General features: G+C 68.1%; 12 protein-coding genes. 7 read left to right on the top strand and 5 right to left on the bottom strand.

What is annotated here, in order from left to right:
* On the top strand, positions 1-639 hold a 639-nt coding region (locus B3I25_RS00195; protein WP_286737395.1), incomplete at its 5' end, for an Nramp family divalent metal transporter.
* 201 nt (positions 640-840) lie between these two features.
* On the opposite strand, the gene B3I25_RS00200 is transcribed toward B3I25_RS00195, so the two are convergent.
* A complete protein-coding gene (locus tag B3I25_RS00200; RefSeq protein ID WP_286737396.1) occupies positions 841-1,746 on the bottom strand; it encodes a hypothetical protein in 906 nt (301 codons plus the stop codon).
* Between the two features lie 167 nt (positions 1,747-1,913).
* On the opposite strand from B3I25_RS00200, the gene B3I25_RS00205 reads away from it, so the two are divergent.
* The 5 genes from B3I25_RS00205 (at position 1,914) to B3I25_RS00225 (ending at position 6,904) form a co-directional block, all read left to right on the top strand.
* Positions 1,914-2,459 carry a peptidylprolyl isomerase gene (locus tag B3I25_RS00205; protein ID WP_064845494.1) on the top strand — a complete coding sequence of 182 codons (546 nt, stop codon included), beginning with the start codon at positions 1,914-1,916 and terminating at the stop codon, positions 2,457-2,459.
* Between the two features lie 103 nt (positions 2,460-2,562).
* The gene (locus B3I25_RS00210; RefSeq protein WP_286737397.1) at positions 2,563-3,321 is read left to right on the top strand and encodes a rhomboid family intramembrane serine protease; all 759 of its coding nucleotides are present in this window, start codon (positions 2,563-2,565) and stop codon (positions 3,319-3,321) included.
* 509 nt (positions 3,322-3,830) lie between these two features.
* Positions 3,831-5,081, top strand: coding sequence for an MFS transporter (locus B3I25_RS00215; protein ID WP_206478812.1), 1,251 nt, complete (start codon positions 3,831-3,833; stop codon positions 5,079-5,081).
* A gap of 17 nt (positions 5,082-5,098) precedes the next feature.
* Positions 5,099-6,097, top strand: coding sequence for an amino acid--tRNA ligase-related protein (locus B3I25_RS00220; protein WP_064845496.1), 999 nt, complete (start codon positions 5,099-5,101; stop codon positions 6,095-6,097).
* A gap of 132 nt (positions 6,098-6,229) precedes the next feature.
* Positions 6,230-6,904, top strand: a complete 675-nt coding sequence (locus B3I25_RS00225) for a DedA family protein (RefSeq protein WP_064845497.1) — start codon at positions 6,230-6,232, stop codon at positions 6,902-6,904.
* Here the strand turns inward: B3I25_RS00225 and B3I25_RS00230 are convergent.
* On the bottom strand, positions 6,888-7,265 hold the full coding sequence (locus B3I25_RS00230) for a hypothetical protein (RefSeq protein WP_286737398.1): 378 nt from the start codon (positions 7,263-7,265) through the stop codon (positions 6,888-6,890). The two genes, B3I25_RS00225 and B3I25_RS00230, sit on opposite strands and share 17 nt — an antisense overlap.
* A gap of 140 nt (positions 7,266-7,405) precedes the next feature.
* On the opposite strand from B3I25_RS00230, the gene B3I25_RS00235 reads away from it, so the two are divergent.
* Entirely contained in the window at positions 7,406-8,662 is a 1,257-nt protein-coding gene (locus tag B3I25_RS00235; protein WP_144997565.1) for an MFS transporter, read from the top strand.
* 90 nt (positions 8,663-8,752) lie between these two features.
* Here the strand turns inward: B3I25_RS00235 and B3I25_RS00240 are convergent, their stop codons facing one another.
* The 3 genes from B3I25_RS00240 to B3I25_RS00250 form a co-directional block, all read right to left on the bottom strand.
* Positions 8,753-10,414 carry a thiamine pyrophosphate-dependent enzyme gene (locus tag B3I25_RS00240; RefSeq protein ID WP_286737400.1) on the bottom strand — a complete coding sequence of 554 codons (1,662 nt, stop codon included), beginning with the start codon at positions 10,412-10,414 and terminating at the stop codon, positions 8,753-8,755.
* Between the two features lie 202 nt (positions 10,415-10,616).
* Positions 10,617-12,047, bottom strand: a complete 1,431-nt coding sequence (locus B3I25_RS00245) for a sugar porter family MFS transporter (protein ID WP_206478807.1) — start codon at positions 12,045-12,047, stop codon at positions 10,617-10,619.
* A 255-nt stretch (positions 12,048-12,302) separates the two neighbouring features.
* Positions 12,303-13,559: an ROK family transcriptional regulator gene (locus tag B3I25_RS00250; protein WP_286737402.1), complete on the bottom strand. Its 1,257-nt coding sequence runs from the start codon at positions 13,557-13,559 to the stop codon at positions 12,303-12,305.
* Between the last annotated feature and the right edge of the window lie 192 nt (positions 13,560-13,751).

A 13,751-nucleotide genomic window follows, 5' to 3' on the forward strand; every position in this document is an offset into this window, starting at 1 on the left:
TACTGGCTGCGGGAGAAGGGCTGGCACCAACCGCGGTGGATGCGCGTGATGCAGCTCGACAACACCGTGGCCTACACCGTGACCGGTATCTTCGTGCTCGCGATGCTCGTGGTGGGTGCCGAGGTCCTCTACTCCGCCGGCTACGCCATCAGCGCCGGGGACAAGGGCCTGCTGGACCTGGACCGGGTGCTGCGCGACCGCTACGGGGACGTCATCGGCATCGCGTTCCTCGTGGGGTTCTGGGCGGCCTCGTTCTCCTCCGTGGTGGGTGTGTGGTCCGGGGTGTCCCTCATGTTCGCGGACTACTGGGGCAACATCCGCAAGAAGCCCAGCGGCCACCCGGACACCCGCAACGGCGGGAAGTACTTCAAGTTCTACCTGCTGTGGCTCACGTTCCCGCCCATGCTCCTGCTCCTGTTGGACCGGCCCGTGTTCCTCATCCTGCTCTACGGCGTGCTCGGGGCACTGTTCATGCCGTTCCTGGCGGTCACGCTGCTGGGACTGCTCAACACGTCCCGCACGCCCAAGCGCTGGCGCAACGGTGTGTTCACCAACGCGGTCCTGGTGGTCTGCGCCGTGCTGTTCATCATCCTGGGCGTCTACCAGATGTGGGACACGGTCTCCGACATCTTCTCCTGAGCCCACCGCACGGGGCCGCGGGTCTCCCGGCGCGGCCCGTGCGTTCGCAACGAACGACTCATGCGTTCCTTCCATGTAGCCCGTGCGCTCGCCACGCACGGGTTCGTGTGTTCATTCCGGTACGACGACGGCGCCGCACCCCCGAAGGGATGCGGCGCCGTCGTCGTGCGGGTCACGCGCGGTCGACGCGCGAGAACCGGCTCAGTGCTTGGGATCGCCCGCGTTGTGCTTGGAGCGGTTGTCCGGGGTGCCCATGTCGTCCGTCTTGGAGCCCTTGATCTGCTCCTTGACCTCGTTCACGGTCTGCTTGGCGTCCTCGGCCACGGACTTCACGCTGTCCGAGGCGCGGTGGGCGGCCTGGGACGCGGTGCCCGCCTTCTGGGCGGAGGAGGTGGGGTCCTTGACGTCGTCTACCTTCACACCGGTGCCGGCGGCGACCGTGGAGCTCGTGTTGACCGGGGAAGCCGAGACACGCGGGGAGGCCGTGACGGGGGTCTTCCAGGGGTCCTGCACCGGGCGGGACGCGCGCCACGCGGCCACACCGGCCACGCCACCGGCGGCGAGGAGACCGAGGAGCAGCAGACCCTTGTGGCCACCCTGGGCCTTCTTCTGCTGCTTGGCGTATTCCTTGGCCGAGTTCTTCGCGGCCTTCTGGATGCGCTTGACGGTCTTCTTGTCACCGGTCAGCTTGGCCACGAGGGCGTCGAACTGGTCCGAGGTGTCCGCGTGGGCGACCTTGGAGGCCAGCGCGGCCACGGCACCGGAGTATTTGTCCTGCGCCACGGCACGGCCCTCGGCGGTCTTTTTGGCGGCCTTCGCGGCCAGGGGGGCGGCGGCAGCGGCACCGGCAGCCTTGGCCTTCTCGCCGCGGTGCTTGATGTCCTCACCGAGGTTCTGCGCCTTGCCCAGACCGTCCTGGACGTAGGGACCCGTGGCCTCCACACCGCTCGCGAGGGCGGACGCACCCGCCTGCACGCCGTGCTGCAGCTTCTCCCCGAGCTCACCGATCTCGCTGGAGAGCCAGTCCCCAGCGCTGACGACCTTGGACTCGGCGTTCTTCCGGGCGTGCTCGGTCTGCTTCTGGGCCTTGCTCTTGAACAAGCTCATTGTGTGTCCCTCCTACAGTGGTGACCGTAAAAATCTCCACCTTCAGCATACGGTCTGACAACCCCGGGATTCCCGGGGAAAAGCGACACCCCAGCCCTTTTCACTGTGCGCTGAACACCTCGGGAGCGTTCTGCCGGCCCCGAGGACGCCGTGCCACAATGTGAATCATGACTTCCGCTATCGCCACGCACAAGGCCACCATCCACACCAACCACGGGGACATCGTGGTGGACCTTTTCGGCAACCACGCGCCCAAGACGGTCAAGAACTTCGTGGGTCTCTCGGACGGCACCCAGGAATGGGCGGACCCCCGCACGGGTGAGAAGCAGAACGGCCCGCTCTACAAGGACGTCGTCTTCCACCGCATCATCAAGGACTTCATGATCCAGGGCGGGGACCCGCTGGGCCAGGGCATCGGTGGCCCGGGCTACAACTTCGACGACGAGATCAGCCCCGAACTGAACTTCAACGCCCCGTACATGCTGGCCATGGCCAACGCCGGTACCCGCAACGGCCGCGGCACCAACGGCTCCCAGTTCTTCATCACCACCGCGCCCACCACGTGGCTGCAGGGCAAGCACACCATCTTCGGTGAGGTCGCGGACGACGAGTCCAAGAAGGTCGTGGACGAGCTCAACAACGTGCGCACCGGCGGCCAGGACCGCCCCGTGGAGGACTGCGTGATCACCTCCATCGACATCGAGAAGCTCTGACCCGCAGCTTTCACGCCCGGCACGAAGCCCACCCGGTCCCCGGGTGGGCTTCGTCCGTATTCGAGCCCCGTCCAGCCGCCCCGCCCACTCCCGGAGGATGACCATGACCCACCACCCCGACGACCCGCCGGACCAAGGACGGCCCGCCGGCGCCCCGGACGGTCCCGCCCCGTGGAGCGGCGCGCCCGTTCCCGCCCCGCGGTACGGGCAGTACGTCCACGGTCAGCAGTCCGCCCACCCGGGTGGCGCGCCACGCGGCGGGTACGACGGCGCTGCGCCGCGCCGTCGTCGCAGCCCCCAGCGCGTCGGGGGCATGCCCGTGACGTGGACGCTCATCGGGATCTGCGTGGTCATGTGGGGCCTGCAGTGGCTCACGAGCCTGTTCACGCCCTACAGCCTGACGAGCATCCTGGGATACGCTCCCTCACTCACGGACACCCAGCCGTGGCGGATGCTCACGAGCGGTTTCGTCCACGCGATGCCCTCACCGCTGCACCTACTGCTCAACATGTACACGCTCTATCTCTTCGGTCGGATGCTCGAGCCGCTGCTGGGGACCTGGCGGATGGCCGTCCTGTTCGTGGTGTCCGTGCTGGGCGGATCCGTGGGAGTGCTGTTGCTCGGTAATCCGTGGGTGCTCGTCATCGGGGCGTCCGGCGGCGTCTTCGGGCTCTTCGGCGCCATGTTCGTGTTCATGCGCCACTTCAAGAACAACATCACGCCCATCGCGGTGTTGATCGCGATCAACCTGGCTTTCGGTTTCCTGGTGGGCGGCATCGCCTGGCAGGCTCACGTGGGCGGGTTGATCGCCGGTGGTCTCGTGGCGCTCGCCATGCTGCCGGGGTTGCGTCGCCGACTCTGACCGGGCCCGGCCGTAAGCAGGGAAAGCTCTCCCGTTCCGCCGGATCCGGGTCGGGGCTCGCACTCTGATCCGGGCGTCCCAATGGCTGTCCACAGGGGTTGTCCACACCTGTTAACAACTTACAGATGTGTAATTCCACAACTGTGAACACCCCTGTGGATACCGCGACAGCGCGCTGGGACTGCCCTGGAGGGGACATGTCGATCGCGATATGCACAAGGTTCTCCACACCTGTGGATAATTTTCGTGCACGGGGTGGGGACAGTTCACGATCGTGACCTCACCCACACGTGTGCGGGCTCGTGAATAAATCGCGCGTGCACCGTGTTGTACTGATCCTGTCCCCGCCCGGGTGCTGCCCGAATGGTCCGCCCGCGCGGTTCATCCGCTACGAGCGCCTGCGCGGTGCGCTGTCATAGGCCACGGACCGATCGCTACGGCCTCTGCGGCCACTCGCCCGCATCCCTCTGGGGAGCCCCACCTGCGAATCCTCGAAAGGTCGCGCGTCCATGTCCCAGTTGACCCCCGCCCGTCGAAGACTCGCGCTGTTCGCCCTGGCCCTGGGCGGTTTCGGCATCGGCTGCACGGAATTCGCGTCCATGGGACTGTTGCCCCAGATCGCTCAGAACCTCCTGCCCGATCTCTACGGTGCGTCCTCTGAGACCGGGATCGCACGCGCCGGGTGGCTCGTGAGCGCGTACGCCATAGGTGTCGTGGTCGGGGCCCCGGTCATCTCCTTCTTCGCCGCGAAGTCCTCCCGCACCATGATGCTGCTCGTGATGGCCGCGGCACTGCTCATGGGCAACCTCGCCTCTGCAATCGTGCCCACGTTCGAGTCCCTCCTGGTGATGCGGTTCCTCGCGGGTATTCCCCATGGCGCATACTTCGGTCTGGCGTCCCTCGTGGCCGCCACCGTGATGGGTCCGGGGAACCAGGCCAAGGGTGTGGCACTTGCTTTATCGGGGCTCACGGTCGCCAACGTCGTAGGTGTCCCCGTGATGACGGCGGTCGGTCAGGCCTACGGCTGGCGCATGGCATACGTCGCGGTGGCCGTGGTCTTCGCGGTCACTGCGATCGGCGTGTGGCTGACCGTCCCCCACCAGGACCGGGTGGTCGGAGCGAACCGGCGCCGTGAACTGCGGGCGTTCCGGCTGCCGCAGGTGTGGATCGTCATGGGGATCGCGGGGATCGGTTTCGGCGGGTTCTTCGCGATCTACAGCTACCTGACCCAGATGAGCCGTGAGCTGGCGGGGCTGTCCGGCGCCGGCATCCCGTGGTTGCTCGCGGTCGTGGGAATCGGCATGACCCTGGGCAACATCCTGGGCGGGATCAGCGCGGACCGCAGTGCCCGGCGCACCATGGCCGTGGGTTTCCCGGCGCTCACCGCGGCACTGTTGCTCGTGGGGGCGCTCGCGGGATCCCCCGTGGGGATCTTCGTGGCCGGGTTCCTCATGGCACTGGCCAACTCGTTCATCATGCCCAGCATCCAGAGCTGGCTCATCACGGCGGCGGGGCCCGCCCAGCTCATGGGCGCATCGCTTAACCACGCGGCGTTCAATGTGGCCAACTCGATCGGGGCCCTGCTGGGCGGTGCGGTGATCTCCGCCGGTTTCGGCTACCGCTCCCCGGCCCTCGTGGCGGCCGCGCTGGCCGTGATCGGAGGTCTCCTCGCGCTCGCGGGTGTCAAGCGCCAGAAGGCGGACCGGCGGCGTCGGCTCGAGGCCGGCCTCCCGGTGACGGCCTCGCAACAGGCCGTCTGACGCCCCACCCGCGCGGGATGGACCTGTTGCGTCAGCGCTCGCTCGCGGTGGACACCGTGCGCCGCGTGTTGACCGGGCAGGGCTACCGCGAGGTCGAGACACCGGTGCTGAACACGGTGCACGGCGGGGCCTCGGCGCGCCCGTTCCGCACGTACATCAACGCGTACGGGATGGACCTCACGCTGCGGATCGCACCCGAGCTGTACCTCAAGCGACTGCTCGTGGCGGGCAGCGGGCCCATCTTCGAGGTAGCCCGCAACTTTCGCAACGAGGGCGCGGACGCGACCCACAACCCGGAGTTCACCGCGCTCGAGGCGTACCACCCGTTCGCGGATTACACGGTCATGCGCGAGCTGACCGAGACGATGATCAAGACGGTGGCCCAGGCGTTGCACGGTACCCAAGTGCTGCCCCTGTACGACGTGCACAACCCCGACGCCGTGCCCGTGCTGACCGACGTGTCCGGGCCGTGGCCCGTGATCGCCGTGACGGATGCGGTGAGCAAGGCGGCGGGACGGCGGATCTCGATCGAGTCGGACTTCGAGACCCTGCTCGCAGTGGCCGCGCAGCACGACGTGGAGATCGGTCCGGGCATGGGCCCCGGGGCGGTGCTCGAGAGCCTCTATGAGGAGCTCGTGGAACCGCACACCGTGTTCCCCACATTTTACTGCGACTTCCCGGAGGAGACCTCCCCGCTGACCGCACCCCACCGCTCCGAGCGCGGGCTCGTGGAACGCTGGGGCCTGGTGGTCAACGGCATGGAAGTCGGTACGGCGTACTCCGAGCTGACCGACCCGGTGGTCCAGCGCCGCCGGCTCACGGAGCAGTCGCTCAAGGCCGCCGCGGGGGACCTCGAGGCCATGCAGGTGGACAATGATTTCCTGGACGCCCTGGAGGTGGGCATGCCCCCGGCCGGTGGCATGGGGATCGGGCTGGACCGGTTGGTCATGCTCATGACCGCCACGACCATCCGCGACGTCCTGAGTTTCCCGTTCGTGAAGCCGCAGCAGCCGTGATCGCGCCCCGCGCGACCCCGGTTGCGGGCACACCGCGGGACGAACGAGCTACCCCGGGCGAGCGCCGTCGTCCGGGGAGGAACAGGACCGTGGTGCGCGGCACCCGGCCCACGAGGAGAAGAGTGGGTCACCATGACGCTTGAACTGCTGCACACCGCGGGAACGCTGATCCCGCAGCTGCCACCGCTAGGCGATCCCGCCCAACTGCTCGAGCAGCTGGGGCCGTGGGCGCTCGCCGGGACCACCCTGATGGTGTTCGTGGAATCGGGGCTGTTGTTCCCGTTCCTGCCCGGGGACTCCCTGCTGTTCACGGGTGGACTGCTGCACGAGGCGTTGCAGGTCCCGCTGTGGCTCATGATCCTGGTACCGTTCATCGCGGCGGTCGCGGGGGACCAGGTGGGCTACTTCCTGGGTAACCGGTTCGGCCGGCGCTTTTTCTCCGACGACGCCCGGTTCCTGAAGACCTCCTACCTCAACCGCACGGAGGACTTCTTCCTGCGCTACGGCGGCAGGGCGATCGTGCTCGCGCGCTTCGTCCCGATCATCCGCACGTACGTCCCGCTCGTGGCGGGCACGGCGCGCCACCCGTACCGCCGCTTCGTGGGATGGAACGTCCTGGGTGGCTTCCTGTGGGTGACCATCATGGTGGTGGCCGGGTCCCTGCTGGGCGGGATCCCGCTGATCCGTGACCACGTGGACCTGATCGCGATCCTGATCGTGGTGATCTCGGTGATCCCGGTGGCCCTGCAGATCCTCAAGGGGTTCCGGGACCGGGGGCCGCAGGAGAGTGCTACGGGACGATCGTGAACTTGACGTGGCCGTCCCCGCCGCGTTCGACGATCCGCAGCACCTCGCCGGCCTCCTCGAACGGGTATACGGGGCCCAGGCAGTAGTCCACGGTCACCTCGCCGTCGTGGATGCGGCGCACGGCCTTGTGGAAGGATACGAGACCGGGCTCGGACTGGGCGGCCACGGAGGCCAGTTCCTCGTCCGGGACCCGGGCCGTGTGCGCCCCCAGCTCCCGGGCGATCCGCAAGCGTGATTCCTGCTTGTCCGAGACGATCACCTGCTCGAAGCCCCGGCGCAGCGCGTCCTGGCGGAAGAACAGGCCCGCGGAGCCCGCACCCATGATCACGCACGTGCCCGCGTGGCCTCCGGGGCCGGTCACTGCTCGGTCAGGATGGTCCCCTTCTCGAGGACATGGGTTGCGCGCACGATGACTCCTCCACGGCGGGGACGGACAGGCTTCCGTCCTCACCGTATGGCACCGGTGTGGTCCCCGTGACAACGTACCGGTAACCTGTGCGGGTGAAACTTCCCCGGGCCCTGCGGCCGTTCTCGTCACGTGCGTACACGGTGCTCGCCGTGGCCATGTGCATGAGCGTCTTCGGCTCCGGGTTGTGGGCCGTGGCCCTCGTGGCGCGGGTCATGGCGCTCGGGGGTTCCGCGGTGCAACTGTCCCTCGTTATGGCCGCCGGCGCGGTGGGCATGGTGTGCTTCGTGCTGCTCGGCGGGGTCACCGCGGACCGCCTGCCCCTGGGACTCATCCTGCGGTGCGTGGAGGTCACCAACCTGGTCACGGCGTTGACCATCGTGATCCTCATCTGGACCGACACCCTCGCGCTGTGGCACCTCGCGCTCGCCGCGTTCGTCTTCGCCGGCACCGTGGGGTTCTTCTACCCCGCCTACTCCGCGGCCCTGCCCAGGATCCTGCCGCCCGATCAGCTGCTCGCGGCCAACGGCGTGGAGGGCACGGCCCGCCCCCTGCTGCAGATCGCGGCCGGGCCCGCGGTGGGCGGGGTCCTCACGGGCCTGGCCCTCCCGGGGGCGTCCGTCCTGGCGATCGCGGTGTGCCACGCGATCGCGCTGTCCTTCATGCTGCGGTTACGGATCCCGGAGCGCGAGGTCACCGGACCGATCCCTGCGGTGGACGCCGCGCGGCCCTCCGTCCTTCGCGATCTTGTGGACGGGTTCCGGTACTGCGTGCGCACCCCGTGGTTGCTGTGGACGCTCTTGTGGGCCATGAGCGCGGTGTTCCTGTTCATCGGCCCGCTCGAGGTGCTCGTCCCGTTCCTGGTGGTGGACCGGCTGGGCGGATCGCTCGCGAGTTACGGCGCCATGCTGGGGCTGTACGGCGTGTCCACGGCCGTGGGCTCGAGCATCATGGCATCAGTGCAACTGCCCCGCAAGTACCTCACGACCATGGTCTGGCTGTGGGGTTTCGGCACCCTGCCGTTCGGTCTAGTGGGTGGCACCGACTCGTGGTGGGTCATGGCGGCGGCGCTGTGCATCTTCGGGGCCACGGGTGGCGCGGGTCAGGTCATCTGGGGCACGCTCCTGCAACGGCGGGTGCCCGGGCACATGCTGGGGCGGATCTCGTCTCTGGACTTCTTCGTCTCGCTGTCCCTCATGCCCATCTCCATGGCCGTGGCCGGACCCGTCTCGCAGTTGCTGTCACCGGAAGCGATCTTCTGGGGCGTCGCACTGCTGACCCCCACGCTCGGCGTGGTCGCGGTCGTCGTCGGGCGGATGTACCGGGATCAGGCCGCCCACCCCTTGCGGTGATCCTCGCGCGCGTGTCCTGAACGGACGACGCCGCGGTGCCCCTCCCTGGGGACGGGCGACGCGGCGTCGTGACGAGTATTTATATCGGGATCAGTATGCCTTGTTGCGCTGCTGGACGACCAGGTGGATCAACGCGAACGTGTGGTCCTCGTCGATCGCCCTGTAGGCCTGCTCAAGCGCCCCGGGGATCTCGGACTCGCGCTCCACACGCACACCGAAACCGTGGAACGCCGTGGCCATGGCCGCGAAGTCCGGGTTTTTCAGCTGGGTCCCGGAGACGTGGCCCGGGTAGTGCTGTTCCTGGTGGGTACGGATGGTGCCGTACTCCTGGTTGTCCATCACGATGACCAGGGGAGTGGCGCCGTACTGCGCGGCGGTCGCGAGTTCCTGGCCGTTCATGAGGAACTCGCCGTCCCCGGCGATCGAGATCACGCGGCGGCCGGGGTAGTTCAGGGACGCCGCCACAGCGGAGGGGATCGAGTAACCCATGGAGCCGTTGCGCGCGGAGATCATGGACGCGTAGCCGTTCGTGGGGAAGTAGCGGTGGGCCCAGTTGGTGTGCTCGCCCGCGCCGAAGGTGACCATGGCGTCCTCGGGGAGGGTCGCGACGAGGTTCGCCATCATGGTGTCCATCGAGGCCGGGCCGTCCGCGGGGGAGGCGTCCTTGGGGGTGGAGAAATCCACCTGCTGCTGACGCATCCGCGCGCACCACTTCCGCCACACGTCCGAGACGGGCAGGTTCATGCGCACCAGGTCACGCACGAACACGTCCGGCTTGGCCACGATCTGGTAGGTCACCGCGCCGGAACGCCCGCGCATGGAGGGGTCCATGGTCACGATGAAGTTCTTCTTGGTCCAGTCCTGGCGCACCAGGAAGCCGTTGGTGATCACATCACCGGGGACCGTGCCCACGAACACCAGCAGGTCGGTCTCCTCCAGCAGATCGTGGGTGGGCTTGGGGCGGCCGTAACCGATGGGTCCCACGTACGAGGGGGAGTCGAACGGGACGGTGCCCTCGCAGCGCCACTCCGCGGCGGCGGGGATGTGGTGTTCCTCGAGCCACGCGGTGAAATGCTGCGCGCCCTGCGAGGTCCAATCGTTACCACCGAAGACGAACAGGGGCTTCTGGGACTCCTTGAGCGCGGACTCGAGGGCCTTCCAGTCCTCCACGGTCATCCCGCCGCCGGCCACCGGGATCTCCGGGTGCACCGTGGGTTCGATTTGCCGGGTGATGATGTCCTCGGGCAGGCCCACCACCACGGGCCCCGGACGCCCGGAACGCGCGGCGAACATGGCCTCGGCCACGTACTCGGAGGCCCGCTCCGCGTGGTCCAGGACCATCACGCGCTTGGCCCCGGAGGCGAACCACTGATGCGGGTCGAACTCCTGGAACGCTTCCTTCTCACGGTGCTCGAACGGGATGAGTCCCACGAACAACACCATGGGCGTGGAGTCCTGCCACGCGGTGTGCAGGCCCACGTGCGCGTTGGCTGCGCCGGGACCACGGGTCACCATGGCCACGCCCGGGACGTCGTTCATCTTCCCGTCCGCTTCCGCCATGTACGCGGCGCCACCCTCCTGACGGCACACCACAGTGTCGATGGGGGAGTCGTAGAGCCCGTCCAGGACGTCCAGGTAACTCTCGCCGGGGACCACGTAGGCGCGCTCGACCCCGTGCGCCGCGAGGGAATCCACGATCACGTGGCCCGCGGACTTGCGTCCTGAGGTCGAGGAGTCGGTGTGCTGCGTCATGGGAGGCTCTCTTTTCGTCGTTGAATGTGTCGTGCTTCCCGGGCCCCGATGCCCGGGCAGCGGCAAATCTGTCTTGAAAATACCCGAACACCCGACCCCTACCGGTATTACGACGAGCTGTTATCACGGCCGTGAACCCGGTGTGACGATGCCCCGGTGCGCGTGTCACGCGAACCGGGGCATCGGGACGGGGAGAGTGGGATCAGGCGTGCATGTCCTCGAGTTCCACGTTGTTGGTCTCCCGCACCATCTTGATGGTGAAGACCAGGGACACCAGCGCGAAGAACGCGTAGATGCCGTAGGTCAGTCCCAGCGAGAAGTTGGACAGTGAGGGGAAGGAGACGGTCACGGCCCAGTTGGCGATCCACTGCACCGCACCGGCCACGGCCAGCGCCGCGCCGCGGATGCGGTTGGGGAACATCTCACCGAGCAGGACCCACATGAGCGGACCCCACGAGACACCGAAGAACACGACGAACAGGTTGGCGGCGATCAGCGCCACGGGTCCGGCCACGGGGCCGAGCTCGGGGGTGAGCTGGCCGTCCACCATGACCTTGGTGGCAGTCGCGAACACCACGGACATCACACCCAGGGACAGGGCCATGCCGGCGGAGCCCAGGAGCAGCAGCGGTCGGCGCCCGATCCGGTCCACCAGGAAGATGGCCACGATGGTCACCGCCACGTTGACCACGGAGGTGGCCACGGAGATGGTGAACGAATCGGACTCCTTGAAGCCCACTGACTCCCACAACACGTTGGAGTAGTAGAAGATCACGTTGATGCCCACGAACTGCTGCAGGGCGGCCAGGCCGATGCCCACCCACACCACGGGCTTGAGCCCGGCCATGGAACCGCGCAGGTCCGCGAAGCGGGGCTTGCGTTCGTCGTCCACGGTGCTGCGGATCTTGGAAACGCGGGCGTCCACGGCGTCGTCACCGTGGATCCGGGAGAGGACGGCGCGCGCCTCGTCCGGACGACCCACCGAGACCAGGTAGCGCGGCGACTCGGGGATCAGGAACGCGCCGATGCCGTACAGCACGGCGGGCACGGCCATGACCAGGAACATCCAGCGCCACGCGGCCAGCCCGAACCACATCTCGTTGGCGGCGCCACCGGCCCCGTGGGCGAGCAGGGCGTCGATGAGCAGGGACAGGAAGATGCCCAGCACGATACCCATCTGCTGCAGGGAGCCCAGGCGTCCGCGCAGGTGTGCGGGGGAGACCTCCGCGATGTACGCCGGTGCGATCACGGACGCCACGCCCACGCCGATACCGCCCACGACCCGCCAGAACACGAGCCATTCGATGGACTGCGTGAAACCGCAGCCGATCGCCGAGAGCAGGAACAACAGTGCCGCGATCTTCATGATGGGGATGCGCCCCGTGCGGTCCGCGATGCGGGAACCGAAGAACGCACCCACGGCGGCGCCCAGGAGGGCCGCGGCCACCGCGAAGCCCAGGGGCCCCGGACCCACGTCGAACGTGGACTGGATGGAGGAGACCGCACCGTTGATCACGGCGGAGTCGTACCCGAAGAGGAGGCCGCCGAACGCGGCCACGGTGGTGATGCGAATGACCGCGCCGGTGTTCGTCTGATGACGCTCCGGCGAGTGTGCTTGCGCTGGATGGCTCATCCCGCAGCTCCCTTGCTGTATCGAAATTCAACGCTTCCCGCTCCCGGGCATCATGCGTCCCGTTCCGGGGATGTACCGGTCGAGGGGCCCGTACGAGGCGGGTTTTCGTCTCCTGGAACCAGCTCGTGGGACCAGGGAGGGCAGCTGCCGGGGAAGGACAGTGAACCCAGGGTAGGACCCATATCACAAAATGTCCATGAGTCGAAGACAAATTTCCCGCGTGTCGTTTGCGGCGGCCGGCGCGCCCCGGACGTCTTAAACGGGGAGGGACGTCTCGGCCCGCGCACGGATGAGCGCACCCATGAGGTGCGCCCGGGCCCCGAGTTGCGCGGTGACGATCCGCAGCCCGGACACGCAACCGCGCACCGCGTAGCGCTGCACTGCGTCCCGCACGGGATCGAGCAGCAGGTCCTCGGCGCGCGCGAGCTCCCCGCCCACGACCACGAGTTCCGGGTTGAACGCATTGCACAGCTGCGCCACGGCGCCGCCGATCAACCGCCCGGTGTCCGTGATCACCCGGGTGCATCCGGGATCGCCGGCCAGTGCCTCCCGGACCACGTCACCCACGGATTCCACGCGCCGACCCGAGGAGGCCACGACGTCCAGCACGGTCTGGGAGGACACGAAGGTCTCGAGGCACCCTCGGTTGCCGCACCTGCACAGCCCCGCGCGTTCGTCGAGCGTCACGTGGCCGATCTCACCCGCGGACCCGGTGGCCCCGCGGTACAGCCCGCCGCCCAGGATCAGCCCGGCACCCACGCCGTGCGAGAGCTTGAGGTAGGCCATGTGGGCCGTCCCACGCCCCGCGCCGAGCGCGTGCTCGGCCACGGCCCCGGCGTTCGCGTCGTTCTCCACCACGGTGGGACAGCCCAGCGTCCCGGTGGCTAGCGCTCGCAGGTCCAGCCCGGCCCACGCCGGGAGGATGGCCTCCGAACCGAGGCCGCGGCACTCGGCGTCCACGGGCGCGGGAAGGGTGAGCCCCGCGCCCAGGATGCGCTGGGCGGGGACGTCGAGCGAGGTCCGCAACTCGTCGAGGATCTCTCGCGCCCCGGTCAGTACGTCCTCGGCGCGGTGCCCGGCCGGGAGGTCGATGCGCCGCTGCGCGCGGACGTCCAGGTTCAGGTCGGCCACGGCCACGCTCGCGTGGCGGTGGCCCACGTCCACTCCCACCAGGTAGCCGGCGCTCTCACTGAAGTGCACGCGCTGCCCGCGCCGCCCGCCGTGCTCGGGTTCCATGGCGAGCAGGTCGCACGCGGTGAGCTCGTGGACGATGGACGAAACCGTCGACGGCGCCAGGGCCGTCTCCCGCGCGATGCTCGCCTGGGTCGCCGCACCCAGCTCGCGCACCGCGTCCACGACCCTGCGGCGATTGGCCAGGCGCAGTGCGGCCTGCGATCCCGGGGCGGGCAGTTGCGCGGAGGCAGGCTGCGGCGAGGACGGGTGTGTGGAGGGCGGGCCGACCTGCGCCCGAGACTCTCGCGTGGAGCGCGGGGGTGGGGGTGTGGACGCCATCGTCTCTTCCCTTCTCGAACGTTTCTTGAGGGCTGAGTGTAGTCAGTATTCGGGAAATGAACTTTTTGGGCGCCCGTGACGGTGTCCGCGGAAGAAAAATCACATGACTGGATTACGCATCCCCATCGAATATATTCCGATCAAATCATGCAACCATAAAAAAGTGTTTTCGGATTACGTGTTTCACGTGAA

The sequence above is a fragment of the Kocuria sp. UBA1838 genome (assembly GCF_002338785.1).
Lineage (GTDB): Bacteria > Actinomycetota > Actinomycetes > Actinomycetales > Micrococcaceae > Kocuria > Kocuria marina.